This is a genomic window from Natronosalvus halobius (assembly GCF_024138145.1).
GTDB classification, from domain to species: domain Archaea; phylum Halobacteriota; class Halobacteria; order Halobacteriales; family Natrialbaceae; genus Natronosalvus; species Natronosalvus halobius.
This window is the reverse complement of sequence record NZ_CP099997.1, coordinates 366,652-392,867: the sequence shown is the minus strand read 5'-3', so window position 1 is coordinate 392,867 and position 26,216 is coordinate 366,652. Positions and strand designations below refer to the sequence as shown.

At 61.2% G+C, this 26,216-nt stretch carries 18 protein-coding genes; 10 read left to right on the top strand and 8 right to left on the bottom strand.

Annotated elements, in window-relative coordinates:
- Positions 1–209: 209 nt before the first annotated feature.
- Entirely contained in the window at positions 210–2,756 is a 2,547-nt protein-coding gene (gene folP, locus NGM15_RS01925; RefSeq protein ID WP_253434572.1) for a dihydropteroate synthase, read from the top strand.
- 68 nt (positions 2,757–2,824) lie between these two features.
- Here folP and NGM15_RS01920 read toward each other — a convergent pair whose 3' ends face one another.
- Positions 2,825–5,080, bottom strand: coding sequence for a PAS domain-containing sensor histidine kinase (locus NGM15_RS01920; RefSeq protein WP_253434568.1), 2,256 nt, complete (start codon positions 5,078–5,080; stop codon positions 2,825–2,827).
- A 50-nt stretch (positions 5,081–5,130) separates the two neighbouring features.
- Positions 5,131–6,213 carry a glycosyltransferase family 4 protein gene (locus NGM15_RS01915; protein WP_253434566.1) on the bottom strand — a complete coding sequence of 361 codons (1,083 nt, stop codon included), beginning with the start codon at positions 6,211–6,213 and terminating at the stop codon, positions 5,131–5,133.
- Between the two features lie 288 nt (positions 6,214–6,501).
- On the opposite strand from NGM15_RS01915, the gene NGM15_RS01910 reads away from it, so the two are divergent.
- Entirely contained in the window at positions 6,502–7,704 is a 1,203-nt protein-coding gene (locus NGM15_RS01910) for a carboxylate--amine ligase (RefSeq protein ID WP_253434564.1), read from the top strand.
- A 93-nt stretch (positions 7,705–7,797) separates the two neighbouring features.
- Here the strand turns inward: NGM15_RS01910 and NGM15_RS01905 are convergent, their stop codons facing one another.
- The gene (locus NGM15_RS01905) at positions 7,798–8,814 is read right to left on the bottom strand and encodes a DUF1616 domain-containing protein (RefSeq protein ID WP_253434563.1); all 1,017 of its coding nucleotides are present in this window, start codon (positions 8,812–8,814) and stop codon (positions 7,798–7,800) included.
- 392 nt (positions 8,815–9,206) lie between these two features.
- On the opposite strand from NGM15_RS01905, the gene NGM15_RS01900 reads away from it, so the two are divergent.
- On the top strand, positions 9,207–10,070 hold the full coding sequence (locus NGM15_RS01900; RefSeq protein WP_253434561.1) for a DUF7982 domain-containing protein: 864 nt from the start codon (positions 9,207–9,209) through the stop codon (positions 10,068–10,070).
- A 142-nt stretch (positions 10,071–10,212) separates the two neighbouring features.
- On the opposite strand, the gene NGM15_RS18990 is transcribed toward NGM15_RS01900, so the two are convergent.
- Positions 10,213–10,482, bottom strand: a complete 270-nt coding sequence (locus tag NGM15_RS18990; RefSeq protein ID WP_484549594.1) for a DUF8044 family membrane protein — start codon at positions 10,480–10,482, stop codon at positions 10,213–10,215.
- 295 nt (positions 10,483–10,777) lie between these two features.
- On the opposite strand from NGM15_RS18990, the gene NGM15_RS01895 reads away from it, so the two are divergent.
- The 4 genes from NGM15_RS01895 (at position 10,778) to NGM15_RS01880 (ending at position 15,198) form a co-directional block, all read left to right on the top strand.
- Entirely contained in the window at positions 10,778–11,593 is an 816-nt protein-coding gene (locus NGM15_RS01895) for a polysaccharide deacetylase family protein (RefSeq protein ID WP_253434560.1), read from the top strand.
- On the top strand, positions 11,584–12,366 hold the full coding sequence (locus NGM15_RS01890) for a methionyl-tRNA formyltransferase (RefSeq protein ID WP_253434558.1): 783 nt from the start codon (positions 11,584–11,586) through the stop codon (positions 12,364–12,366). The genes NGM15_RS01895 and NGM15_RS01890 overlap by 10 nt, the downstream gene beginning before the upstream one ends.
- 148 nt (positions 12,367–12,514) lie before the next feature.
- Positions 12,515–13,615: a lipid II:glycine glycyltransferase FemX gene (locus NGM15_RS01885; protein WP_253434556.1), complete on the top strand. Its 1,101-nt coding sequence runs from the start codon at positions 12,515–12,517 to the stop codon at positions 13,613–13,615.
- Between the two features lie 56 nt (positions 13,616–13,671).
- Positions 13,672–15,198 carry an oligosaccharide flippase family protein gene (locus NGM15_RS01880; protein WP_256498904.1) on the top strand — a complete coding sequence of 509 codons (1,527 nt, stop codon included), beginning with the start codon at positions 13,672–13,674 and terminating at the stop codon, positions 15,196–15,198.
- A 189-nt stretch (positions 15,199–15,387) separates the two neighbouring features.
- On the opposite strand, the gene NGM15_RS01875 is transcribed toward NGM15_RS01880, so the two are convergent.
- Complete coding sequence (locus NGM15_RS01875) at positions 15,388–16,428, bottom strand: GNAT family N-acetyltransferase (protein ID WP_253434551.1); 1,041 nt, start codon at positions 16,426–16,428, stop codon at positions 15,388–15,390.
- Between the two features lie 312 nt (positions 16,429–16,740).
- Between NGM15_RS01875 and NGM15_RS01870 the strand changes: the two genes are divergently transcribed.
- Positions 16,741–18,300, top strand: a complete 1,560-nt coding sequence (locus NGM15_RS01870; protein WP_253434549.1) for a glycosyl hydrolase family 28-related protein — start codon at positions 16,741–16,743, stop codon at positions 18,298–18,300.
- A 71-nt stretch (positions 18,301–18,371) separates the two neighbouring features.
- Here NGM15_RS01870 and NGM15_RS01865 read toward each other — a convergent pair whose 3' ends face one another.
- Both NGM15_RS01865 and NGM15_RS01860 read right to left on the bottom strand, forming a co-directional pair.
- Positions 18,372–20,201, bottom strand: a complete 1,830-nt coding sequence (locus NGM15_RS01865) for a hypothetical protein (RefSeq protein WP_253434548.1) — start codon at positions 20,199–20,201, stop codon at positions 18,372–18,374.
- 241 nt (positions 20,202–20,442) lie between these two features.
- Complete coding sequence (locus NGM15_RS01860; protein WP_253434546.1) at positions 20,443–21,678, bottom strand: ATP-binding protein; 1,236 nt, start codon at positions 21,676–21,678, stop codon at positions 20,443–20,445.
- 337 nt (positions 21,679–22,015) lie between these two features.
- Here NGM15_RS01860 and NGM15_RS01855 point away from each other — a divergent pair, with 337 nt between their 5' ends.
- Both NGM15_RS01855 and NGM15_RS01850 read left to right on the top strand, forming a co-directional pair.
- Positions 22,016–22,981, top strand: coding sequence for a hypothetical protein (locus tag NGM15_RS01855; RefSeq protein WP_253434544.1), 966 nt, complete (start codon positions 22,016–22,018; stop codon positions 22,979–22,981).
- 306 nt (positions 22,982–23,287) lie between these two features.
- Positions 23,288–25,336 carry a hypothetical protein gene (locus tag NGM15_RS01850; RefSeq protein ID WP_253434543.1) on the top strand — a complete coding sequence of 683 codons (2,049 nt, stop codon included), beginning with the start codon at positions 23,288–23,290 and terminating at the stop codon, positions 25,334–25,336.
- A 57-nt stretch (positions 25,337–25,393) separates the two neighbouring features.
- Here NGM15_RS01850 and NGM15_RS01845 read toward each other — a convergent pair whose 3' ends face one another.
- Positions 25,394–26,176 (bottom strand): class I SAM-dependent methyltransferase, encoded by a 783-nt coding sequence (locus NGM15_RS01845; RefSeq protein ID WP_253434541.1) that lies wholly within the window; start codon positions 26,174–26,176, stop codon positions 25,394–25,396.
- Positions 26,177–26,216 lie beyond the last annotated feature (40 nt).

Genomic DNA, 26,216 nt, shown 5'->3' with positions numbered 1-26,216 from the left:
CGTCGGTTCGACACACGGTATCGATAAATGAACCGCACGTGGGAATCGATATGGTCTATACTATAAAACATATAGTAATAAATTGGTAGGAACTATCGCTTCGGATACGGCATCGACACGCGCTACCACTGATTTCGAAAGTACCACGTCTCGAGTCTCCGCTCACCGAGGTTCGACACCCTAAAGCGGACGCGCTCTGAGTGACGCGTATGGAATACCACGAGGCGGCGGACCTCCTCGTCGGCCTACGTCGATTCCGTCCCAGCCCGGGCACGGAGTCGACCCGGGCGTTCCTCGAGCACCTCGAGGACCCACACGAGGGCGTCTCGTTCGTACAGGTCGCCGGGTCGAACGGAAAGGGCAGTACGTCGCGGATGCTCGAGTCGGTCCTCCGGGAAGCGGGGCTCACGGTGGGACTCTTCACGTCTCCGCACCTCGAGGACCTCCGCGAGCGGGTCCGCGTCGATGGGCGGAAGATCCCGAAGGCCGCCGTTGGGGAGTTCGGCGAGCGAACCGGCGAGTACCTGACCGCCCAGGCGGCCGCGGGCGCCTCGCCGACGTTCTTCGAGGCGATGACGACCCTCGCGTGCTGGCACTTCGGCCGAAAGGACGTCGACGTCGCCGTCCTCGAGGTCGGCATCGGTGGCCGCTACGACGCCACCAGTGTAGTCGACCCCGTCGCCAGCGCAGTCACCAGCGTCAGCCTCGAACACACGGGAATTATCGGCGACACGATCGAAGAGATCGCCGCGGACAAGGCTCAGGTCGCCCCCGCGGACGCGCCATTGGTCACGGCGACGACCGGGACGGCCCTCGAAACGGTGCGATCGGTCGCAGGTGAGGTGGTGACGGTGGGGACCGTCGAAGGCGGCCCTCTCGAGGCTGAGGGCGAACCAGCCGACCGACCCGACGTCACCGTCCGCTACGGAGGCCGAACGAACCACGCCGAGGCCGCCGTCTCCATCGACGGCGACGGATGGACTGTCGACGCCCGCCTCCCGGTACTGGGCGCCCACCAGGCCGAAAACGCCGGCATCGCCGCCGTGCTCGCCAGACAGGTCGCCGACGTCTCGACGCGCGACGTCGAGCGCGGCCTCCGAAACGCCCACTGGCCGGGCCGATTCGAGGTCATGGGAACCGACCCCCTGGTCGTCCTGGACGGCGCGCACAACCCGGGGGCCTGCGAGCGACTCGCCGAGACGCTCGCCTCGTTCGAATACGACGACCTCCAGCTCGTCTTCGGCGCGATGCACGACAAGGACCACCGCGAGATGGCCGCCGCGCTGCCGACCCCCGACCAGGTCACCGCCTGTGAACCGAGCCTCGAGCGCGCCGAGGACGCCGACGTACTCGCGCGGGTCTTCGCGAACGCCGGCGCCCCGTCGGTCGACACCGAAGTGGCTGTCCTGGACGCGCTGAACGCGGCTCTCGAGGCGGCGGAGCCCGACGACTGCGTGCTCGTCACCGGGTCGCTGTTTGCCGTCGCCGAGGCTCGTCGTCGGTGGACGCGAACGGCCGTCCCGAAGCGGGTGCGCGACCGGAGCGACGCCCGTGACGTGCTCGAGGCGGCGGACGTCGACGAGGCGACGATCACCGACGTGACCGAGAGCGGCGTCCACCGCGTCGTCACGATGGCCCTACCCCGCGACGGGGCGAGCACGATCGAACGGGAACTCGTGCGAGTCGGCGGGGAGTGTTCGCTCTCGCGCATCCGGACCGCGGACGACCCGATAGAGGCCGTTCTAATGGGGACACTCGCCCAGTTCGACCGCCTGACCGGGACGCTCGTCGACCGATCGGATGGCCTGGCGTCGATTGCCCACGACCTTCGGACGACGCTCGAGCTCGACGCCCCTGTAAACGAGCCGTCCAAGTATCCCTGGGAAACTGGTCCCTGCATCATGGGCGTCCTGAACGTGACCCCCGACAGCTTCCACGACGGCGGCCGGTACGACGCCCTCGAGGACGCCCTCGACCGCGCCAAGCACATGGTCGACGCCGGTGCCGAAATCGTCGACGTGGGCGGAGAATCGACCCGCCCCGGCGCCGATCCCGTCTCGGTCGACGACGAAATCGACCGCGTCGTGCCCGTGATCGAACGGCTAGCTGGGGGCGGGGGCAGTGATGGACACAGTGACGAGGACCAGGACAGGGGCGTGGACGGTGACGAGGGCGTGGACGCCCTGCTCTCCGTCGACACCCGGCGAGCAGCCGTCGCCGAGGCCGCCCTCGAGGCCGGCGCAGACGTCGTGAACGACGTCTCCGGGCTGGCCGACCCCGAGATGCGCTTCGTCGCCGCCGAGCACGACGCCCCCGTCGTCCTCATGCACAGCATCGACGCGCCGGTCGTCCCGGATCGTGACGTCCAGTACGACGACGTCGTCGAGGACGTCATCGAGCAACTCACCGAGCGCGTGTTGCTGGCGGAGAAGGCCGGCCTCGAGCGCGACCAGATCCTCATCGATCCTGGACTCGGCTTCGCGAAGACGCCCGACGAAGGCTTCGAACTCCTGGATCGACTCGAGGAATTTCGCACCTTCGGTTGCCCGATTCTCATCGGCCACTCCCACAAGTCGATGTTCGAGCGCGTCGGTCGCGCCCGCGGCGAGCGCCTCGAGCCGACGATCGCAGCGACGGCCCTCGCGGTCGACCGGGGCGCAGACGTCGTTCGCGTCCACGACGTCCCCGAGAACGTCGCCGCGATGAAGACGGCGCTCGCGACTCGCGGCGACGACGTCTCGAGTGGCGAGCCCTGATGGCGGAACCGGGGTAGAGCCGGAACCGGGCTCAAAAACTGGGACCGGAATCGGCTCACCCAGCGCAATCACTCTGCACGAGCCACAGGAAGCGTAAACGAGAACGTCGCTCCTTCGCCAGGCTCGGACTCGACCCAGATCTCGCCGCCGTGGCGTTCGACGATACGCTGGCAGAGCGCGAGTCCGATACCGGTTCCTGGATGTTCCTCGTGCGTGTGCAGACGCTGGAACACCTCGAAAATGCGCTCTGCATCCTCCCGATCGATCCCGACCCCCTCGTCGCGGACCGAAAGTACCCAGTGCTCGCCCGCTCGCTCGGCGGAGACGTCGATCTGCGGTGGCTCCTCACCCCGGTACTCGATCGCGTTCGACAGGAGGTTCTGGAACAGTTGTCGTAACTGGCTGGGGTCGCCGTTCACACGGGGAAGGTCATCGGTCGCGATGTCGGCGTCGCTCTCCTCGATCCGCACCGTCAGATCCTCCTGAACGTCTTCGAGTACGGCGTCCAGGTCGACCGGTTCGAACGGATCGCCACGGGTGTCGACGCGCGAGTACTCGAGGAGCGCGTCGATCATCTCGCGCATCCGCTCGGCGCCGTCGACGGCGAATTCGAGGAACTCCTGTCCATCGTCGTCGAAGACGTCGCTATACCGGCGTTCCAGCAACTGAAGATAGCTCGTGACCATACGAAGGGGCTCCTGGAGGTCGTGGCTGGCGGCGTAGGCGAACTGCTCGAGTCGTTCGTTGGACTCCTTGAGTTTTCGCTGGTACTCCCGGCGTTCGGTGATGTCGGTGAGCGTCACGACGGCACGGCTCACGTTCCCGTACTCGTCTCGCACCGGCTTGCCGTGTTCCATGATGATTCGGTGCTCGCCATCGAACGTATCGATCTCGTAGACGTTCGGTTCCGTGACTTCCTCGCCCTGGAGCACCTGGTACATCGTCCAGTCCTCGGGCCCGACTGGCTCGCCCGAGTCCGACCATACCGCAGTGTACTTCTCGTACTCCTGGACGGACTCGGCATCGAAGACGTCACCGCCCCAGATGTCCCTGGCCGTGTCGTTCGCTCTGCGCAGCGATCCGTCCGCGTTCGCGACCACGGCGCCGACGGGCAGGACCTGAAACAGCGTTGCGAGTTCCCGCGACTGCTTTTCGACCTGGAGTTCGGCTCGCTTGCGTTCGGTGATGTCGGTGAGCGCGCCGGGGAACCGCTCGGGGGTGCCGTCTTCGTCGCACTCGACGTGACCGCGGGCGACGACCCACCGAAGTTCGTCGTCGGCGTTCCAGACGCGGTACTCCGCCTCGTACGTACCGCAGTTCTCGACGACGTTCTCGATTTCCGCGGCAACGCGGTCGCGGTCGTCTTCGTGGACCGACGACAGTACCCGATCGAGCGGGATGCCCTCGCGAGCGGCTTCCGGATCGACGCCGAACGTTCGAGCGAAGGAGGCGCCGGTGACGAACGAATCCTCGGAGATGTACCACTCCCAGGTACCGACCGCGCCGGCTTCCGTCGCGGCTTCGAGTTGCGTCTTGGCAGCCTCCAGGTACTGCTCGCGCTCCTTGCGCTCGGTGACGTCCTGGAAGTACACCGACACGCCGGTTTCGGAGGGATAGATGGTCGCTTCGACCCAGAATTCCAGGGGGTCGAAGTAGAGTTCGTAACTCTGGGGTTCCTGGGTTTCCATCGCCGCCTGGAAGGCGTCCCACACGTCGTCGATTTCGGCCGCCTCCGGATACAGCTCCCACAGTACTTCACCGAGCAGTTCCTCCTCGGATGCCTGGAGCAGCTCTTCGGCCCGGTTGTTCACGTGGGTGAACCGGAACTCCTCGTCGAGGGCGTAGAAGGCGTCGGTTACCCGTCCGAGGATCTCCTCGACTTCGGTCTCTGCGTCGCGCTGGTCGGTGACGTCCTCGAACACGAAGACGGCGCCGTCGAACTCGTCGTTCTCGTTCCACTGTGGCGCGCCGTTGACCGACAGCCACGTGCACGCTCCGGAGAGGCGACGGAGGCCGACAATCTGATCGGAAATCGGGATCTGCCGAGCGCGAACGCGATCGAACGGGAACTCGCCCGACCCGAGCCGCTCGCCGGCCTCGTCGACGAGGGTCCAGCGAGCATCGTCGGCGGAGACGAGAGCCTCGTGAGGCCGTCCGAGGAGATCCTCGGCACGTTCGTTCGCGAACGTTACCTCGCCGGCGGCATCGACGACCGTGATCCCGTCGTCGAGCGCGTTTACCAGCGAACGACAGCGCTGGCTTGCCTCGGAGCCGTCTTCGCCGTCCCAGAACCTCCCGTCGACGTCCTCGGCTTGCTCACTCATTAGCGGCTACAGGGCATCGAGTTGGATAAGGGCCTCGGCAGCCGATCCCACTAAAGCAGCCCGCGTCCGTCCTGGAGCTCCCGATAGGTCTCGAGATACGTCGCCAGCACCGCCTCTCGGTCCAGATTCGCGAACGACTCGTCGTAGGTCCGGTGCTCGAGGTCACCGGCCTCGAGAATGGCGTCGGCGAGTTCCTGCTCGCTCGTGGTCCGGAAGCCCCGTTCCCAGCCCTCGACGAGTTCGTGGGCCGCGGAGTCGACGTGGTACTCGACGATGCCGACACAGCCCGCGGCCAGCGCCCAGGCGAACTCGGTCGGGAAGACGCACTCGGTGGCCGTCTGGGCGAAGACGTGCGCGCTCCGGTATGCCGCGATGCGCTCGTCACGACTCGTCTCTCCGGCAAAGGTTACCCGGTCGTCGATCCGCAGGTCCTGCGCGAGTTGCTCGTACATCCCTCGCTGTGGTCCGTCGCCGAGGACGAGGGTGTGCCAGTTGCGGTCCCGGAGTTCCGCGAGTCCCAGGAGCAGGCTCTCGAGGTTCGCCCCCTCGTCGAGGCGCCGGGCGTAGACGACGTCGACCCGGTCGCCCGGCGGCGTCGCCTCGATCCGGTCGATGTCGATCGGATTCGGGACGACGTCGACCCGGTCGCCCGAAGCGCCCCGCTCTCTGACCCACGTACGGACCATCCGCGACGGCGTGACGATGCGGTCCGCCTTCTGGGCCGCGTAGCGATGGCCACGGTCGTCCGGGATGCCGACGGCACCGTCGACGCCGATCCCCGCGCCGTACCACTCGAGGACCAGCGGGGATCGAGCCAGCGTCGCCCCCCAGTTGGCCGCCCGCACCTGGCCCGCGGGGTCGGCGCTCGTGTGGATCACGTCCGGGCCGATCGATCGGAGGACGAACGGGAGGCGAAGCAGGAACGATTGGCGCGCTTCGAGGCCGGTCGAGACGCCGTGGTAGGTGACCTCGTCCCGCTCGAGCGTGGACGCCTCGCCTGGCCAGAACTGGGCACAGCAAACGTGGATGTCGTGACCGCGGTCGGTGAGGAGTTCAAGAATGGTCCGAAAGCGTTCGTTCGTCTCCGTCTCTCGGTGGTGGGCGGTTTCGAAGGAGACGAACGCGATTCGCATCTACGCTGTAGATGCCAGCGAGGGGGTAAAAATATAGGGTATTTGTGATTCCGGCCGTCGTTCGAGGTGGATCATTACATCCCTACGGTGAACGGAGAGAAGTGGGGTCGCCACTTTCCACGGCGAAGCGAGACCGGCTACTGAAGGCGTCGACGGTACTTCCCTCGTTCATCATCGAGACGGAATGTAACACCCGTCTACGCGCTCGCTGGAGACGACAGAAACACGTAATTACGCAGACGAACGGTTGTCGCCGTTAATACCGTTGCACCCTCTCGTATCCTCCCGATGGTCACCGACGCGTCGGGCCGGGAAACGGTCCTTCTTCCCGCGAAATACAACCCCGCTTGCTACACGTGCGTTCGCTCGCTCGCCGAGCGCGGCGTCCACACGATCGTCGCCTCGGAACGCGAAGACGTCCCCGCTGGCGGATCGCGATTCTGTGACGAACAAATCCAGATCTGTTCCCCCGACGACGACCTCGTCGCGTACAAAGACGCACTGAAGGGAATCGCCGCACGACCGGACGTTCGGGCGATCCTCCCGCTACGCCCGGCCGATCCCTACGTGTTCGCGACCTACCGAGACGAGTTCGAACGATACGCGTCGGTGATCGCGCCGCCGACTGAAGCGCTCGAGGTCGTCAACGACCGAACGAAACTCTACGAGGCCGCTCGCGAGGCCGGCGTTCCAGTTCCGGAAACGCGATGCCTCGACGATGTCGACCGGTGGGACGATCCATCAGTCATCAAATCAAGGTACAATCTTCTCACCGCGGAACTTACGCCGACGCTCGCCTCGAACACGTCCGCGGTCGAAAAAGACGTTGTCTACGTCGAGCCCGGGGACGAACCCGACAAAGCGACGATTCGTGCCATCATGCGACACGAACCAATCGTCCAGGAGTACGTTCGACACGACGACCAGTACGTGTTTGGTGCGCTGTACGACCATGGCGAGGCCGTCGCGACGTTCCAGCACAGACAGATCCGCGGGACGTCCTACACAGGCGGTGGTGGCGTCTATCGGGAATCCATACACGATTCAAAACTGGAGGCGGTCGGCCGGAGGCTATTAGATAGCCTCGACTGGCACGGCATCGCGTGCATCGAGTACGCGAAGGACGCCACCACCGGCGAGTACAAGCTGCTCGAGATCAACCCGCGGTTCTGGCAATCGCTCCCCTGTGCGGTCCGGGCGGGCGCCAACTTTCCGGCGTACTACTGGCTGCAAGCGCTTGGCCGAAAATCATCGATCAGCGCGAAGTACGAACGTGGCGTCAGGAGTCACTACCTCTACGGCGAGGTCCACTACCTGCTCAGCCTTCGACGAGACGAGCCGATACTCGTCGATCGACCCCCGGTCCTGGACACGGCACGAGACATTCTCGAGTCGTGTGTCCGGACGCCTCACTTCGACGTCTTTCGGCTGGACGACCCCGTTCCGTTTTCGCGTGAACTCTGTCGGGTCCTCCGAAACAGGGCGGGGTAGAGAGGGGGTCGAAGTAGGGTAGTGAGGAGTCAACGCCGGTAGGAAGGAATCCAAGCCGGTAACGAGTTCGCCCTTTCGCCAAACCTCGACTGTTCACGAATCGCCTTCCTCGACCCACAGGTGCACCCGATACGCTGCGGACTCGATCGACGGTTCCTCAGGAGCGTCGCCGTCGACGTACAGCAACCAGACGATGCGTACCTCGCCGTCCGCGGTCGGCTCGATATCGTGAGCGAGACGCCACGTCTCACCGTGATCGGTCGTCGACTCGAACCGATCGAGTTCGCGCTGGTCCACGACTCGGGTTTCGTTTTCAGAGACGTCCATCTCCTGCTCGACGACGACGACCGTGTACGTCGTCGCGCGTCGTTCGCGGTTGTCGACGCCCACGACGACCTCTCGACTTTCTCCTGGCGGGATCTCGAGAACCGAATCTGCATCGCCTTCGGAGAGAACGTATATCGTGGAGTACTCGTCGTCCTGTGGAAGTGCCGTGGCCGCGTATCCAACGCTCGCGATCACGAGCAGTATCGTACAGACTAGTGCAACGTTCAGGATCGCTGAACCGCGAGAGTTGGGATCGAACACCGCCGCACGAAGGGTGTCCGTCCACTCGCCATATGGAACTCGAAACCGATCGTCCGGTGAGAGCGCCAGGCGTCTCCAGATTGCGCCGACAGTGAGGGCGACGGTAACGGCCGAGACGGCGACGAACGTCGGTCCAAACTGGAACGATCCCTGAACGGTTACCACGATAAAGCCGACCACCGGGGCGATCACGGCGCTCGAAGCGATCGAAAACGCGATGCGTTCCGGGCCGTCGATCGTTCCCCACCACGACCGAGGGCGTTCGAGAATGGTCGTCGGTGACCGCATCTCCCCGTTGACATCGTCGAATCGGTCTACTGGCCCGCGCTCCGGAAACACGAGAGCAACCAGCGCGTATCCTGGAGCAACGAGGATGAAGACCAGGCCGAACGCAACACGAAGGGGCGTTTCCCGTATCACCGGGGCAAACACGACGACGTTCGTCAGTACCGTGAGAGCGAGAACGACCGTCAGGTCCGCCGGCAGTCGACGAACGTGCGGTCGGACGGGCGAACGAATCATCCTCTCTGTCTCTTTTACGAACCGCGATTAAAATCGGATGGACGGTTGACCGGACAGTCTGGAACCGATGATCGTTGAACCGGCGAACGCTATCGTGATACGCAGAATGGACGCAGCTATACTGTGAGAAATCGTCCGTTAAGACCCGTTAACGACAGGTAAACCGTGATTGACGACCAGCAATTTAAAGCAGTCGTCCTCGGTAGTTTGAGAAGAGACACTGTGACGACCTCCAGAGACGGCCGCAATCACTTGCACGTCCCTCGGTGGCAGGACGAGACTGGTTCGTGCCCGCAACGCCTGTTCGTCCCTCACTGGCTTCAGGTGGCACGGTCGTGCATCGACGAGTCCTCCCATTCGAACGAACCGCCGTCTCGTTCGAGAAACCCCATATGAGCCCGGAAAAATACGATAGCACGCCGGATGCATCGTCCGCTGCGTTCGACCAGAGCGGTGATAAGCGGGGCTTCGAAGGAGGAACTGCTCCAGCTGATGGTGCCGGAACCTCCGTCGTTCGTGATCGTCCGGTACGGTTCCCTGTCGGCGCTCGAACGACGCGCGAGCGACTTACGATAGCGGGATTCGTCGCCATCGGCGTGTTCTGTTTCGCCGCTGGGTTTGTCGTATCGGCAGGCCGCGAAGTCCTCTTCTCGCTCGGGGGGATCGGACTGTTCGCCGGCGTTCTCACGTACGGGATGACTGGTACTCGGTCGATCGATGCCAGAGATGGGTCCCAGGTCTACGGGACGTGTGCGACAAACCTCGAGGCGATCACGACGACATTCGGTTCGAGTACCGAGCGGATCTACGTGCCGAACCCGAGCGGTGTCGAGTCCGGAGCTCGGTTATTCGTCCCGGCCGACGTCGACAGCGGCGTCCAGGACGCGGCTGGATTCTCTATTGTCGACTCGGGCGAACGTGGACTCGTCCTCGAGCCGACCGGGGCAACGCTGTTCCAGGAGTTCGAACGGGCACTGGACGAACCGGTCGCAAACTCCCCGGAACTTCTGGTCGAACAATTGATAGATTCGCTCCGACAGCGTTTTGAGTTTATCACGGATGCCGACGCGATCGTGCGACCGGACGGAGGAACTGTCACGATCACTATTTCGGGGAACGTCTTCGGCCCCCTGAATCAGTTCGACCACCCGGTCGCCTCCTTTCTCGCGGTCGGCCTCGCAGTCGGTCTCGACCGCCGGATCTCGTTCGAGGCCTTCGCGGTAGACGACGGAAAGTGGGTTCTCGAGTATCGATAGAGATCGTTCGAAGCGATGACTTTTGCAGATTTCCAGTTGCTTCCAGCGAAGTGGTGCTGTGTCGAGTCACACGTAACGAGACGAACCGAACCAGACGCGAGGTATCAATTCGACTTATCGATCGACGCTCGACGGGCGCTGACTACGGTGACAAGACGAACAGGCTGACGAAACGATAACAGAGAACTGCTGTGGCACCCGCCAACAAGACCCTGGTGAGGACTCGAGGCCGATCGATCCAACGCGACTGCACGTGTGACAGATTGAGCAGATTCGTCAGGATGGCGACGCCGAGTGCGGAGAACAGAATAAACAAGCCGTACGAGTAGAGCCCGGTCACTGAGAGTACGAGTACCGTTCCCAGCAGCCACGAACACTGAACGAGAACGAACCGCATTCGATGCGGTCTCATCTGTGGACGTATCGAACGAGAAACGCGGTAAAAGCTATAGCGACCGTATTTGTGGCGCCTCTCGAGTAATCCACTGTTGAAAGTCATTTGACCCCACCGTCTGTGCGTCATATCCCCGCTGGTCGACTCGTATCCAGAATGTAATAGTCGAGTGCCAGTCGGAGAACAGAGGTGAGGCTCGTTTACCGCCCAGATCCGTTCCGGTTATATTGACCTGCAACAGTAAAGCAACCCCTTCGGTAATCAGGAATTATACGCTAAAAATTTATGCCCTTCAATTTCGGATAGAGACTCCATGTCGAGCAGTAGTCAACCCGTAGCCTGCATGACACTCGATCTCGAGGAAGATTGGTGTATCCCGGGCGACGAGAGTCCCAATCCGACGTTCGACCACGTAGACGACTATATCGCCCTCATCAAGCAGCTGGACGTCCCGATTAGCGTCTTCGCCGTCGGGATTACGATTGAGAATCATCCCTGGATCGTCGAGCGCCTTCGGCGGGAGCTAGACGCCGAATTCCACCTTCACTCGTATCAACACGACATGACGAAATCGTACGAATTCGAGACTGAAATCCAGCGCGGGATAGCAGCATTCGAGTCACACTTCGGTGAACCACCCCGTGGGTACCGGGCACCGCAGGGCAACATCGTCCAGGGCGAGTGGGCTGAACTCGAGCGGGCGGGGTTCGAGTTCAGTTCCAGCGTCTTCCCCTCCTATCGCCCCGGCGTATACAACAATATCCACGCCCCGCTCACGCCGTACGTCCCGCCGGAAGCCGATCAACTCCTCGAGATCCCGTTTGCGGCCGTCCCTGGGCTCCGGATTCCGATCTCCCAGAACTATCTTAAACTCCTCGGGCGTCCATATATCTCCCTACTGAAACACACGCCCCTTCCCACGCCGCTAGTGTACGACTCCCACCTGCAGGATTTCTGGAGGACCGAGTTTCACGATCACCTGCCACAACCAAAGCGCACGCTCATGACCCGGAACATGGATCGATCCGTCGACATACTCACCGGGTTCGTCTCGACGCTGAGACGAAACGGGTACACGTTCGAGAAAGTGTCCGACCTCTACGAACCGGTGGCGTACGCATGGACGTGATCCTCTTCACGCAGGACGGCCCCATCTACATGCCGCGGTACCTCGAGCCGGTGTTCGCCGAACGATCCGAGGCCCTCTCGAAGGTCGTTCTCGCGCCGATGCAACGATCGGCGCTCGAGGAGGTCCGAGGCCGGTTCCAAATGTTCGGTCCGTCGGCGTTTTTTCGGTTTGGCCTCCGGTATGCAGCGGGGAAAATCGCCGCCAGGTTGCCGACGGGACCAGTCTATCGGACCACGGGGCGATTTCACTCAGTTCGATCGCTAGCGGCGGCTTACGACGTTCCGGTGGAAGAAGTGAACGACGTCAACGACGAGGCGTTTGTCGGTGAGATCCGAGAATCGGAACCGGATCTCATTCTATCGATCGCCTGTGGTCAACGAATGGAAGAAGACCTACTGGAGATTCCGAAGGACGGTGCGATCAACGTGCACGGGTCCCTCCTGCCGAAGTATCGCGGCCTGTCGACGTCGTTCTGGGTGCTCTATCACGGGGAGGACGAGAACGGCGTCACCGCCCATTACATGACGCCGGAGTTCGATTCCGGCGATATCATCGTGCAACGGAAGTACGAGGTACGGCCCAATGACACGATGCACGACGTCTATCTCAAACTGACAGAGGTTGGGCCAACCGTCGCGGTAGACGTCATCGATCAAGTCGCCGACGGAACTATCGAAACGAGGCCCAACAATCTCGAAGAGGGCGAGTACTACTCGTTTCCGACCCGGGACGACCGACGGGAGTTTCGGCGTCGCGGGAATCGATTCATCTAGTCTCGACCAGCCGGCACTCGCCGATTTCGAGTACCACCTTCCCTCGATTCATCCTCGAGCCACAGTCGAAAACGTCACACTACTCTGAGGATTCGGACGAAGTTATTTCTGCCTCCCCGTGGGTCGTTGACCGACCGTAACGAGCCCTATGTCCCTCACTGTAAAGCGTCTCGACAGCATCGAACAGGCCGATCGAAACCAGTGGAACCACGTCGTCGAACAGGCCGACCTGGGAAGCGTCTTTCATCGTTACGGCTGGCTTCGCGCAATCGAACGGGGCCAACCGCTCGAGCCACGTCATCTACTCGTCGAGAAGAAGGGTAATCCCATCGCTATTTCGCCGAACTTCGTCGGTTCGATCGGGTCAGTCCCAATTCGACGGCTCTACAGTATAAGACCTGGGTCGGGTGGACCAATCGCTATGGGCGACGAGGAAGCAGCACTTGATTTGATATTTAAGTCGACTGCTCGACTCTGTGAAGGAACGGTTCGCTTCCATCAAATCGATAATCTCGATTCGCCCTACGTTCGATATCACGATCACTTCTTGGAGCACGGGTATAGCCTCCGAATTAATAACTGTCACATGCTCCTCGACACCACACATGATTGGGAGACGCTCCTCATAGAGATGGACAGCTCAAGGCGACGGGCAATCAGACGAGGTCACGATCACGATGGAACGGTCGTCGACGAGGAGTTGACCGAAGAGGTTCTCAGCGAAGTCCACGAGAACTACACCGAGGTCGCAGAGCGAGTCGGCGAAGCGGTGTTACCTCGGTCGTTCTTCGTCGAACTCGCCACCCTTCCCGAGCGAGTAAAGGTGTTCTCACTCCACGTCAACGGCAAACGATGTGGGCTGATGCTGTTCGTGCTCGACGATGAGCAATCGACGGTCCACTACCTTCGTTCAGCTGTCACGGAAGATCACTTTCAGTTCAACGCATCGGAACTAATCCACGAATACGCAATTAAGTGGGCCATCGAAAACGGTTACAAGACGTACAACTTCCGCGGAGCGGAGCCCGACTTTCGAAACGGACTGTTTCGGTTCAAGGAACGCTTCGCTACCCGCGCGGCCCCCTGTCTCACCTGGGAACGGGGGTATCCCCGGGCCGCCCTGGCGGCACTGAACGGCGGACGCGTCGCTCACCAGTGGTACACGTCATCTACGCCGGTCGCCCCAGAGGCCGTACGAGAGAGAACGGCAGAAATCAAATCCAAAGTCGTCGGTCAGATTTTCTCGTGATCAGACTTCCGAGTAGCACGCAGTCACCGAGACGAACGCACGCTCCAGTCTGAACCATGCGCAATTCATTTTCATCCGCGGTCGTCTCGATCATCGTTTCGAAGGCATACATCTTGCTACTCGGAGTGGGGTTCACACCAGTTCTCGTTCGGCTTCTCGGACCAGTCGAGTACGGTCGGTACGCGCTCGTCCTGTCCGTCTACTCCGTCGTCGGAATCGTTCTGGTCTCGGGAACGGGCGATACGGTTCGAAAGTACATCTCCGAGCGGTCGGACGCGGCGTGGCAAGCTGCCATTTTCGGGTACGTGTTCAGAGCGGTGTTCGTGATTGGGCTCCTCGCCGCTACGCTACTCTCTCTGGCGGCGTACACGGGTCTCGCAGCATCCACGTTCGGACCGGCGTTTACGTCACTCTTCTACGTGCTTGCCGCGTACCTCGTTTTCAACCAGCTGGCGACGCACGTCCTGTGGACGCTCATGGGACTCCAACTGGAGTCTCGCTCGGAACCGCTAAAAGTAATCAAGGAGACGCTATTCGTCGCGTTCGCGATCACGTTCGTCTACCTCGGATACGGCGTCGAGGGCGTATTGCTCGGATCCATCGTCTCCAGTGCGTTCACTATCGTGTTCGGATTGGGCATCGTCAGTCGTCTGTTACCTTTTCGCCAGGCCCTCTTCCCGAGCGATGTGGGCCTTCCGAAACGACAGATACTCACCTACACCGTGAGTACGATCGGCTTCTTCCTCTTTTTGACGTCCCTGTACCACGTCGACGTGCTCTTGCTCCAGGTCTGGCTATCCGACGAGTTCGTGGGATACTACAAAGGTGCGCTGGTGATCGCCGAAGTTCTTTGGTTCGCGCCGATCGCCGTTCAGTACGCACTATTGCAGCGGGTTTCACACCTCTGGGAGCGCGGGGATATCGACGCTATCGAGCGGCAATCTCAGATCGTTACTCGCTACGTGTTCCTGTTTACGACGTTGCTGGTACTCGGCCTCGCTGCGCTGGCAGCCGACTTCGTTCCGCTATACCTGGGCGAGTCGTTTCGACCGGCAATCACGCCCCTGTTGTTGCTGCTCCCGGGCGTACTCGGGTTCGCGGTCGCCAGACCGTCCCTCGCCATCAACCAGGCCAGGCGATCGCTTCGTCCGCTCCTCCTCGCGACGGGCGCCAGTTCGCTGATTAATTTACTGTTGAACCTGTTATTGATTCCGAGCTACGGAATGATCGGGGCCGCCATCGCGACGTCTATCGGCTACGGGAGTCTCGTCGTGTTCCAGACGGCCATCGCTCGCCGATTGGGATACCGACCGCTCGCGGGCATCCGCTGGGGGGCTACGTTCGTCACGATCATCGTATCAGCCACGTCGATATTTCTCGTTTCGTGGACGATCGAGTCGTCGATCCTCTCGCTCGTGATCGTCCCACCGTTCGGTGCGGTCGTGTTCGCCGTCGCCTCGGTCATGACCGGCGCGATTACGAGCGACGACCTCGAAGAAATCGCGACCGCGACGGCGTTACCGAAGACGATCGAACGGCACCTGCTCGAACTGCTCGAGCGGATTCCGACGTTCCACGATTGAGAGGGTGGAGTCGGCACACAAGAAACGGCACCGTCGAGAGACGACGAAGAGACGAGTTGCCGAGGACTACCGAGTCGATCGCTTTTCGCGGGTACCATGGGGGGCAGAGACCAGGTCAGGCCGGGAATATACTATTCTCGACCGACTCGAACTGGCAATCACGTCGACAGCACTTCTGTTGCCGTTCTATCAGCCGGGTGCGAGTTTCGTGACGAGTCCATTACGATCTCGAAGTCTGAGATACAGCTGAACGGCAGCGGCCATTCCCTGACCGGTTCGTTGCATCGTGTAGTACGTTCGGACGTTCGGATTGTACTTCGACTTCCACTCGTTAATTCGCGGGATGTTGGCGTCGACAATTTCGTACTCACTGACACCGCGTTCCATCGCATCGGTGAGCATCCGCCACTCGAGGAGTTCGTTCGCTGGGAGTGAGGTCCCCGGCTTTGTTCCACCTTGCCACCGGTGGGCCGTCTCCCCGTCCACGAGGAGAATCGTACCGGTGACGGGGTCTCCGTCGACGGAGAGCACGTACGGGTTCACGACACCTTCAGGAAGTCGCTCGTAGAGTTCGACCACGAACGACGGGGACATCGTCGCCGTCTTTCCTTGCTCTTCGAATCGACCGACTACTTGCTCCATGATCCACCTGGCCGCGTCGACACCGCCAACTGTCACCGTGTACTCGTCGTCGAGATGATTCCGGATGGTTCGACGCGTCGTTCGACTGAACCGACGGATCAACGTCTCTTCGTCGGTCTCGAGGTCGACGACGTACGTGTAACTCGGGTGGACATCGAATCCGTTCCACTTGAACGGTCGCATGTCGTCGTACCGCCACGACGTTCGAATCGAGGTGTACGTCGGCTCGAGTTCGCGGTCGATCCACTCGAAACACCCATCGATGAACCGACTGTGGCGCTTCTCCCGTTTGCGTTGTTTGAGCTGGTCCATGTTGAGCAACGCGGGACCGAGAGCGGGTACGTGTAACCCGTGCGGTGGAGAGAACGCGAACGCGACGGGGCCCGTGTGGCTTTCGAAAACGGGAAAGATCCCGATCGGTTCCTCGCCTTTGTACCCGACGAGAGGGTATATCCTGGCGTCTGAGTACGCCGCCTGCGTTCTGAGCGCATCGTACCGATGGAAGACCGATCCTTGCGGTGACCGCTCGACGTATTCGTTCCACGACTCACGATCGGCGGGGTTCAATACCGAAATTCTAACACTCATCTCTAGTTTTCTCGAGACCGAAACGGCGCTAGCCGAGTCGCTGATACGTGTGTCCGAGATAGCCTTTGTTATCCTACCGGTACGGGATCGGAATGAGCTATTACTCCAGCGTCGGAGGCGCGTCGCCGTCTTCCTGATCCTGGACTCGAGCAGCAGCAGCACTTTCGTCATTCGTGCACTCACCGATCATGTCGGATATCGTGTTAAAAAACGAGACCAGTAGCGAATATTCTGTCGAAATGTCGAATTGAACTGGTCATCTAGCCACGCTTCTAAGAAATTGGTATCCCTCCGCGTGGCGTCTCGCGGAGTATGAATCGCCGGAAGTACCTGACGGCAGTCGGTGGCCTCCCACCGACCCTCGCTGGCTACGTACTGTCCGTCCAGGGTGCAGAAATAGACGAGGACGGGAACGTACCAGCACCCGATGCCGACAGGGCGACGTTCGCGGATCACTGGCGCCACGTCGACGTCGTCGACTACGGAGCGGACCCGACCGGCGAGGACGACGTCACACCAGTTCTCGAGGAGATTATCGCCGAGGAAGGCGGCGACGAACTACTCGTCCTCTTTCCACCCGGGACGTACCGGATGGACGCCGGATTCGAACACGATTCGTTTCGAGACTTCGGATTACTCGGCTACAACGCGACGATCGAACCGTCCTCGACGTTCGAGGGAGTCGGCGTCTACGATTCTAAGGTATTTGCACTGGGTCCGTCCCGGTCGTTCAGCGGACACAACGTCTACATCGGCGGCTTCGAGTTCGATTTCGGGAACGTCGAAGACGAAGACGGCATCGCGGGTTCCGCTGTCGTCTCGTACGCGACCGGAGACGTGATTTTCGAACATCTCGTGACAGCGGGAAGGCCGACGAGCGGTCGGCGCATGATCGAACTGATGGGGATGGAAGACTCTCGTGGACAAATCTACGACTGCGTCGTCGATGGGGGGCCAGGCGTGGGTGTCTACGTCGAGACGACCGACAACGCGGTCGCAACGATCACGCACAGTCTGGTCCGGAACTGCGCCGACAACGGATTCTACTGTTCGAACGGGTCGGTCGTCATCGAGAACTGTACGGCTATCGACAACGACATTTCGAACGTTCGAATCGGCGGCGTCGTTCGCGACAGCGTCGTCTGGGTCCGCGATTCTGAGCTGTCCAACGCCCGCGGCTACTGGCTTCGTGACGGCGACTGCTGGGTCGAGAACTGCTACGGGTACAACGACGCCGAGGGATCACGGCCAGTGCTCGAGGTTGCGCCTTCAGGCGCGTCAGTCACGATAACCGGCTCTCGGTTCGGATCCGACGCGGATCGACGGATCGCGGTCGTCAACGAGGACGGCGAAGGCGACGACGGCCTGGTGACGTTTCGAGACTGCACGTTCTTTGGCGAAAAGAACTCCAACGTCACGGAAGACGCGATCACCGTGGCCAGGGACGAGACGGCGTTTCTGGATTGTTCGTGTTCGCTCACCGGCGACGTGTATCCGATACGATTCAACGGGGGCCCCCAGAACTGCCGCGTGATCGGCGGTCGATACGACTCCGAGCGACCAATACGTTTCGAATCGGGAAGAGGCGGTGTCGTCCGGGACGTCACTCTCGAGACCGGTGATTCGGTCGGACGACTCGAAATCGACGTGCCAGACGTCGTCGTCGAAAACGTTCCAGGGGACGTTTCGACGGGCGTTCGAACGGTCATCGACGGACTCGGGGCCAACGGGTCGTCGAATCCGGCCGACGACGGCGATTGGCACGATCACGGGCGTGAGGGAGTCCTCGTCGCCTGGACGGATCCGGATGCTGACGAGGAACGACTCTCGATCTATCGAAACGGGGACTGGTACTCCTGGACGGTCGAGTGAGCGGCCAAAGTCGTCGTTCCTCGAGGCGGAAAGGGACGCTGTTAGTCGCTCCTCGAGACGAGAGAGCCGCACTACCGGTAGTACGTGACCGAACCGGAGTCGTACACGCGGTTACGCTCAGCCAGGTTCTCGAGCGGAATCTCCTCGTCGACGTACGCCGTGAACTGCAACGGACGGCGCTCGAGTTCGCCGTCTCGTATCAGTACGCTCTCTGCTTCCGCGAACATCGCATTCTCCGTGCTGGCGTCGACCACGACGCACTCGGCGTCGAGCATTTCGCCCATGTACCGACACGTCGGTCTATCGGTTTCGATCACCCCGTCGTACATCGCGTCGAGATCATCGTACGACTGGCGTTCCTGCTCGGTCAGGTAGTAAGTGTAGAACGGCCGCTCGACGGCGGGGTTGTCCCTCGCGACGAAGTCGTTCGAGACCGCGGTGAAGCCGAAGAGCGATAGCAGGAGGACGAGAACGACGAACAGTTTGAACCCGCCCCGTGAGAACAGTCGATACGCGCCGATGGCCCCCGTCAGTGCGAAGAGCATGTACGTGTAGTGAACGAACCGGTTGACGTTGATCCCGGCGAGACCCTCGAGGAGGAGTGTGGGTCCCGGGACGGAGAGAGGAACGAGCAGCAGCGCGGAGATGCCGATAACGCCGGTGGCGATCCACTCGCGCGTGTCGTCCCGGAGCCACAGCAATGCACCGAGGAGCATGAAGAAGATGAAAAACGAGTACGGGACGTAGTTTGCAACCTCCGCCCACGGACTGGCAACGACCCCCTGCGGCGGCGGTTCGGTTCGAGAACCCGATGCGGCGCTCGTCAGTGCTCCGAGGATCGTTTCGACCAGGGGTTCGGCCGCGTACAGCCAGTAGGTGAGCGTCACCAGTCCCGTGGCTACCATCGTGAAGGAATCGACGGTCGGCGGTTGGGTCTCGACCGCAGACGAGCGCCTGACGATTCGTTCGACCGCGTAAACGATCGTCATGATGATGAACACGAACGGAATAGAGACGGGGTGATAAACGACGATTGCGACGAGAAACACCAGGCCAGCGAGGCGCATACCGGGGGCCGTCCGGCCGAGGAGGGTGATGAGGAGCGCAAGAAAGACAATTGAGGTGACGCTCCGCGGAATCGAGTACATTCCGTAGAAGATATAGAACGGGTGAAATATTGTGAACAGCGCCGTCAGGAGCGCCACGCGTTCGTTCAGCGTGACCCGCCGTCCGAATCCGTACGCTGCGAGGACGCCGGCTCCGAACAGCACCCCGCTGAGCACGTACACCGTTCGGTGGGTCGTCAAGTAACCGCCCAGCAGCTGGTGCGTCGTCGCCGCGTACACGTGCCACAGCTGAAACGGTTCGTACAGTTCCAACGACACCGGCGCACCGGTTTCGACGAGCGAATCGATCAGCGAGACGTGAACGGTCAAATCCGTGTTCCCGATAAAAAAGTCATACTTCAACGTCACGCTGAACACGGTGAGCGCGAAGGCAACGACCATGTGGTACAGGCAGACCGGCGTGCGTCTGGGGGCGAGGTTAGGCAACCAGATCAACACGATGATCAGTCCGTACAGGACGGCGAGTCCGACGAAGAACGCGAGAGGACGGACATCGTAAATCGCAAGCGAAACGACGAGGCTGGAGACGACGAGGTGAAAACCGATGGAGAACACGCGCCAGTCGACGGCAATCCATCCGACCGGTTCTCGGTCGCGACGGTTCCCTCCGCGCCACAGTACGACGACGGCCAGCGTCATCGGCAGGGCCAGGTAGAGTCCCAGGATAGAGAGGTTCACGCGACCGACGACGTATGGGCCAGCGACGCCCAGGACAGCGATGGGAATCAAGAATAACTTCGAAACAAGGTAGGCACGGTCGAACATCGTCTTCATGCACTACCACGCCCCTTCTGGCCGTCTCTCAGCGATTTCCGGTCGGTGGTCACTCCCCGAGGTACGTTCGAAAATCGCTCGCCGTCCTGGACGAATGACCCGATGGAGGCACGCTCGAGACCGACAGATGTGCTCTCGAGACGTGCGACCCGGCTGTCGACCTCGGTAGAGCGACCAGTGTAGGGTTCACGATCGATTCGCAGATACCCGTCATCGTCGATTCGGTTCTCACTGATACCCGTCATCGTCGATCCTCCCTGACGTTCCGCGATCGGCGGCCGGTTACGGTCTCGACGGCGGCCTCGAGTCGAGTCTCTACGTCGGTGACTCGTTCCATCGCGGCGACGGGTGGCATCAGCCAGGCGATGGGGTCGGTCCAGTCGAGGCTCCACTTCGCACCTGGGGTCAGTACCGTCCTGGCAGCGGCCGAGATTTCGCTTCGGGTCGGTTGCCGAACGCAGTACTGGAGTTCCCGAAGCGGAAATACCATTTCGTCGACCGTTTCGAGGGTCCTGACCGGTATGTCGACGTTCAGGCCGAGAGCGGAGGCGACCATCGTCGAGGCGAATCGGTAGCCGCGCTCGCTGGCCAGCGCGTACGACGCCCAGAACTTCGGGTTCACCTCCATGAGCACGAACGAACCGTCGGACCGGCGTTTGAACTCGACAAGTGCGATTCCGTTCCACCCTATGTCCTGTAGCAAGGCCGTTGCCTGGGTCTCGAGAGAGGGGTTCCGGTAGGTTCGGAGATGTGTCCCACTTCCGCCCCAACGAGGAACGGACCGAAGTTCCTCGTGACCGAACCTGAGCACGACGTCGTTGTCCGAACAGAGGACGCCGATCCCGTAGGTCGACCTCGTCCCCTCGATTAGCTCCTGGACGAGCACGTCCCCTCCCGGCGCAACCGCCGCAATGTGGTCGTAGGTTCGCCAGAAGCGAGCAGGGTCGTCGACCCTGGCCGTCGTCTCGCCACCGCCGGATTCGTGTCTGGCCTTGAGAAACACGGGGAAGTTCAGTCGCTCGAGAGCACCCCTCGGTCGCCCGTTCGCGTCGATTTGCTCGACGACGCTCGAGTACTCCTCCGGAACGTCGATTCCGAGACGGGCCGCACGGTCGAGGACAACGGACTTGTCGGCTCCGGCATGGAGCGACTCGCTCGAGGGGAGAGAGGTAGAAACAGAGGAGGGGAGGATCGATCGAAGTCGGTCGACTGCAACCGTCGATTGGTACCCGACTGGCAAGACGAAGTCCGGGCGATAGGTCCGAACCGCCGACTCGACGGCGTCGCCGTATCTCTCGCTCTCCGGCGGAGGGGCGAGGATTTTCTCGTCGCAGTACCTCGATCGGAGCAGGCGACTGTATCGCGTCGTTCCGACGCCGACGATCGTCGCACCGAGATCCTCGGAGAGTTCCTTTGCGACGGTCAGCGCAGTCGGGTAATCTCCATCGAGAAGGAGGACCGTCGGATCGGCAGACATAGAGTTCGTAACCACCGCCCTCCGTGAAAAGCCAACCGGTGGTACTCGATCATTGCGTTCGGTAACCCCTGTTTTCCCGCTCGTGCAGCCTCACTGCCTGCGTGGTTGACCGGCGTGAAACCGAGTGAAACGTCGGAATCACGAACCGAATACGCGAACGTCGCCCTTCCAGGGTTCGCTCCGGACGGTCTGATCGGCCAGATTGCCTCCTGACCACCAGTACGTTCTCCAATCTTGAGTGTTTTTTGAGGTGGAAAGTAAGATTCCGATTTATGAGATAAATGTACGATTTTCACACGACAAGGTTGATAACCAGAGGTTACTTCCCCGGTTTTGTATGCGAGGCAAGCAATCTGATGTTTCCGGCGACAAGCCCCGTGACGATAAGCCACGAACGAAAAGGGGCACGCTCGGCCGACGCTCGTATCTCTCACTGCTGGGGGCGACGGCGACGGGCGCACTGTTCTCGAACGCGGTTCGTGGAGAGGCAGGCGGTTCGGCGGAAACCGACCTCGAGTTCGTCGACGTCGATTACGGCGAGTGTTACGACCCGTCCTCGAAGTACAACGGTCTGGACGACGTCTATCGCGTGTGGAACCAGCGCTCGGGAGCTGATCCGGAGATTGTAGTCGGTCAGCCAGGACCCGGGGACCGGTGTCTCGCACACCACTTCCAGGGGAACCAGATGACTGCCAATACGGTCTACTCGTTTGCCGCTAATCACGACGACGTCGTAGAGGAAACGTACCAGCGGTTCCGGTTCCACCCAAACGGGATGACATTAGCGGACAGGGGGACCTTCCGGTTCTTCTGGGCAGGAATCCGGAACGGGCCGACGTCATCGGGCGGGACGACCCAGGAAGATATTCCGAACGGGAAAGACGGGTGGTCCATTCGACTGGGATACGCCCGACGTGGCTCCCACGACCATCCCGACGAGTACCCGCTCTTCGTCTACGTATACCACATGGATCAGGTTAACCCGGTCCCCGAATTGAACGTCACGGATACGGGCGTTCGGATGAACGAGTGGAACGATTTCCGATGTCACCAGGTGCTGAATACGGTCGGGAACGGCCGGGCGAACGCCGACGGCGAAATCCGCGTCTGGGTGAACGGCGAACTAGCGTTCGAGCGAACCGACTACCGCTGGACCAGCATTCCAGGACAGGGCATCGAAGAGGCCGGTCCGCACGGCTACTGGTGGGGATCGAACCAGAACGGTGAGACCGTTTACTTCGACGATCACCACATCGTCGCCGGCGGAGTTCCCGAGAATATCGTGTCACCAACGCGGTCCTAAGCATCCGAAGGCGGCAATCTATTTGATACCGGACCTCGAGACGCTCAGAACGGGACGCCCGCGTGTCGATTTCTCACTCGAGCAATTGCTCTGGTCCGCAGACGAACCACTGATCGCCGGACCCGTGAACCGAGTCTGACGGTACTGAATACGCCTAAATAACCGGTTTGTACATCTGGAAGACGGGGTCGTTTTCCGAAGGCGTAAGAGGATACAACAGCTAACCTGACAGTAATTCGTCGACGTATAAAGTTCCGGTATGTTCATGAGAGCGTTGAGGTCAGCATAGTTGGCTAGTCAAGTTGCATGGCACGTGAGCGCTCGAAACGAGCAATCGATAACACACTGAAAAGCGGTAAAGAGAACAGCACGGCGAACGACATCGAACGCAGAACGTACCTCAAGGTACTCGGCTCAACCGCGATTGCCGGTGGGGCGCTCCTGAGTTCGGGCACCGCCGCAGCCGATTCTCACGACCAGGATCTGATCGAGATCGATTACGACGAGTACTACGATCCGTCGTCATCGTACAACGGTCTGGGTGACGTCTACGACGTGTGGAACCAGCGCTCGAGGACGAGCCCCGACATCACGTCGAGCACCTCCCGAACGGGAGAGACGAGTTGTGCGCACTATCTCGACGGCGACCAGATGAGCGCGAATACGGTGTACCCGTTCGACGACCACTACGACACGGAGGTCGACGAGCTGTACCAGCGGTTCTACGTCCACCCCAATGGGATGTGGCTCTCGGAGAACAACACGATGCGGTTCTTCTGGGCTGGATTACGGAGCGAGGGAGACCAGGACAGCGGAAACTTCGTCACGCCGCCCCCGTTCACGGGCGAAGACGGGTGGTCGGTCCGGCTCGGCTTCACCCGTCGGGAGAACCACGATCACCCCGACACGTACACGTTCTTCGTCTACTCCTACGACGCGCGACTCACCGACAGCACGACCCCGTACCTCGAGTTCGGCAACCGGGTCCAGATGCCGATGAACGAGTGGGTGAAGATCGAAACCTACCAGAAGCTGAATACGTACACCTCGAGCGGGTCGATGAACAACGACGGCGTCTTCCGCGCGTGGGTGAACGACGAACTCGCCTACGAGCGGGAGAACTTCGCGTGGCGGTCCGCCGACGGAAACGGGATCGAGTACGCGGGTCCGCACGGGTACGACCTCTACCAGGACAACGATCCGTACACGATCTACTTCGACAATCACGTGATGCTGGTCAATGGGACCCGCGAGGACTGGCTAAACTACGACGGTGGGGAGAGTGGTAGCGGCGACGATGGAGACGAGGAGGAGACCGACGACACCGGGGACCAGAACGAACTGGCAATTCTGACGGAATCCGGCGCCGACCGCGTGCGCTACCGGTTCGTCGCCGACGGACCCGTCACCGCCACCGATCTCGGCACCTCGCCCTCGGGTGGTTCGGTCTCGGCGAACGGCAACGATACGATCACCGAGCGTGAAGACGGCACCTACGAGGTCGAGGGGCTCACGGGTAACGGCTGGGGCGATGCGTTCGCCATCGATGGCGATATCGTCACCTTCGAGGCCGAGAACGCCGACGCAGACGCTGATCCGGCCTTCTGGCTCGAGTGGAACGGCGAGGAGATCGCCGTCGACGAATTGGTCGCTGACAAGGAAGAAGGAACAGAAGACGATACCAGCGGCGAGAACGAACTGGCGATTCTGACGGAACCCGGCGCCGACCGCGTGCGCTACCGATTCGTTGCCAACGGTCCAGTTACGGTTGCCGATCTCGGGACGTCGCCCTCCGGCAACCCGGTCTCGGCGAACGGCAACGATACGATCACCGAGCGTGAAGACGGCACCTACGAGATTGAAGGGGTGACGGGCAACGGCTGGGGCGACGGCTTCATCATCGAGGGTGATATTATCTCTTTCGAGGCCGAAAACGCCGACGTCGATACTGACCCCGCCTTCTGGCTCGAGTGGAACGGCGAAGAGATCGCCGTTGACGACCTTACCGGTGAGAACGACGAAGACGACGAACCGGAACCGGCCGAGTTCGCAATCCTGACCGAACCGGGGGCCGACCGCGTGCGCTACCGGTTCATCGCCAACGGGCCTGTCACCGCTGCCGACCTCGGGACGTCCCCCTCCGGCAACCCGATCTCGGCGAACGACAACGACACCATCACCTACTACGAGACCGGGTACTACGAAGTCGAGGGGCTGACGGGCAACGGCTGGGGCGACGGCTTCGTCGTCGAGGGTGACATCGTCACCTTCGAGGCCGAGAACGCCGATACCGACGCCGACCCCGCCTTCTGGCTCGAGTGGGACGGCGAGGAAGTCGCCGCCGACGACCTCTAGGCGGCCCTCCAGGACGTCGAATTCGCCGGTGTCATGGCCGACGCCGGTCGGAGCGGCTCACCGCGGATCGGTAGCGATCCCGACGACCTCTGCAGTCATCGGCAGTAACCCTCGTTTCGAGAGCCGTCGTTCGATTTCGGCGAGTTCGTATATCGCTCCTTCGAGGTCGATTGGTGCGATCGCATCCAGGAGCGTACAGATCGGAGAGATTACGTAAAACCCGGTTAGATCGACCGTTTCGAACGACGCCTCCAGCGTCGATCGAAGCGTGAACGGATTCAGTGGAACTTCGGCCTCGGTCCGCTTTCGCGTCTCGAGAAATCGACGCGCGAACATGGCGAACGGATTGTATCGCAATGGATCGAAGAAGAGGAACACCCCATCGGGGCTGAGAACGCGACAGATTTCGTTCAGGATCGCGTCTTTCCATTGCGGGAGGTGGTGTAGTACAGCCGCGGCCAGGACAAAATCGATCGAGTCGTCGCGGACGGGCAACCGTTCGGCGTCGCCGCAGAGCCACTCGATCCGGTCTCCGTTCTCCGCGTTCGATCCTCGTCGTAGTTCGTTGACAGAGATGTCCAGTGCGAGGGAATGTCGCGGATCGTGCCTGGTAGACTCGCGGAGCCAGTCACCTTGTCCCGCTCCGATCGACAGGACCGACGCGTTCGATGTCAGGTGTTTCGCCAGCGTCTCGCGAACGAGTCGGTGATGTCCAGCATCCATGAGGTCGTTGTACCCATCAGTAGATAGATAGTCAGCAATCCACTTGCCCTCGTCGTCGTCTTCGTTGTAACGATCCATCTCTGCCCGCTTTCTGTCCGTGAATAGGTCGGTATTCATTCGTCAGTCGTACCTCGTCGAACCCCATAAATCTCCCAAT

What these genes read in the sequence shown, in the direction of transcription:
- folP (WP_253434572.1), top strand. Translation starts at nt 210, where the DNA reads ATGGAATACCACGAGGCGGCGGACCTCCTCGTCGGCCTACGTCGATTC.
- NGM15_RS01920 (WP_253434568.1), bottom strand. Translation starts at nt 5,080, where the DNA reads ATGAGTGAGCAAGCCGAGGACGTCGACGGGAGGTTCTGGGACGGCGAA.
- NGM15_RS01915 (WP_253434566.1), bottom strand. Translation starts at nt 6,213, where the DNA reads ATGCGAATCGCGTTCGTCTCCTTCGAAACCGCCCACCACCGAGAGACG.
- NGM15_RS01910 (WP_253434564.1), top strand. Translation starts at nt 6,502, where the DNA reads ATGGTCACCGACGCGTCGGGCCGGGAAACGGTCCTTCTTCCCGCGAAA.
- NGM15_RS01905 (WP_253434563.1), bottom strand. Translation starts at nt 8,814, where the DNA reads ATGATTCGTTCGCCCGTCCGACCGCACGTTCGTCGACTGCCGGCGGAC.
- NGM15_RS01900 (WP_253434561.1), top strand. Translation starts at nt 9,207, where the DNA reads ATGAGCCCGGAAAAATACGATAGCACGCCGGATGCATCGTCCGCTGCG.
- NGM15_RS18990 (WP_484549594.1), bottom strand. Translation starts at nt 10,482, where the DNA reads ATGAGACCGCATCGAATGCGGTTCGTTCTCGTTCAGTGTTCGTGGCTG.
- NGM15_RS01895 (WP_253434560.1), top strand. Translation starts at nt 10,778, where the DNA reads ATGTCGAGCAGTAGTCAACCCGTAGCCTGCATGACACTCGATCTCGAG.
- NGM15_RS01890 (WP_253434558.1), top strand. Translation starts at nt 11,584, where the DNA reads ATGGACGTGATCCTCTTCACGCAGGACGGCCCCATCTACATGCCGCGG.
- NGM15_RS01885 (WP_253434556.1), top strand. Translation starts at nt 12,515, where the DNA reads ATGTCCCTCACTGTAAAGCGTCTCGACAGCATCGAACAGGCCGATCGA.
- NGM15_RS01880 (WP_256498904.1), top strand. Translation starts at nt 13,672, where the DNA reads ATGCGCAATTCATTTTCATCCGCGGTCGTCTCGATCATCGTTTCGAAG.
- NGM15_RS01875 (WP_253434551.1), bottom strand. Translation starts at nt 16,428, where the DNA reads ATGAGTGTTAGAATTTCGGTATTGAACCCCGCCGATCGTGAGTCGTGG.
- NGM15_RS01870 (WP_253434549.1), top strand. Translation starts at nt 16,741, where the DNA reads ATGAATCGCCGGAAGTACCTGACGGCAGTCGGTGGCCTCCCACCGACC.
- NGM15_RS01865 (WP_253434548.1), bottom strand. Translation starts at nt 20,201, where the DNA reads ATGAAGACGATGTTCGACCGTGCCTACCTTGTTTCGAAGTTATTCTTG.
- NGM15_RS01860 (WP_253434546.1), bottom strand. Translation starts at nt 21,678, where the DNA reads ATGTCTGCCGATCCGACGGTCCTCCTTCTCGATGGAGATTACCCGACT.
- NGM15_RS01855 (WP_253434544.1), top strand. Translation starts at nt 22,016, where the DNA reads ATGCGAGGCAAGCAATCTGATGTTTCCGGCGACAAGCCCCGTGACGAT.
- NGM15_RS01850 (WP_253434543.1), top strand. Translation starts at nt 23,288, where the DNA reads ATGGCACGTGAGCGCTCGAAACGAGCAATCGATAACACACTGAAAAGC.
- NGM15_RS01845 (WP_253434541.1), bottom strand. Translation starts at nt 26,176, where the DNA reads ATGAATACCGACCTATTCACGGACAGAAAGCGGGCAGAGATGGATCGT.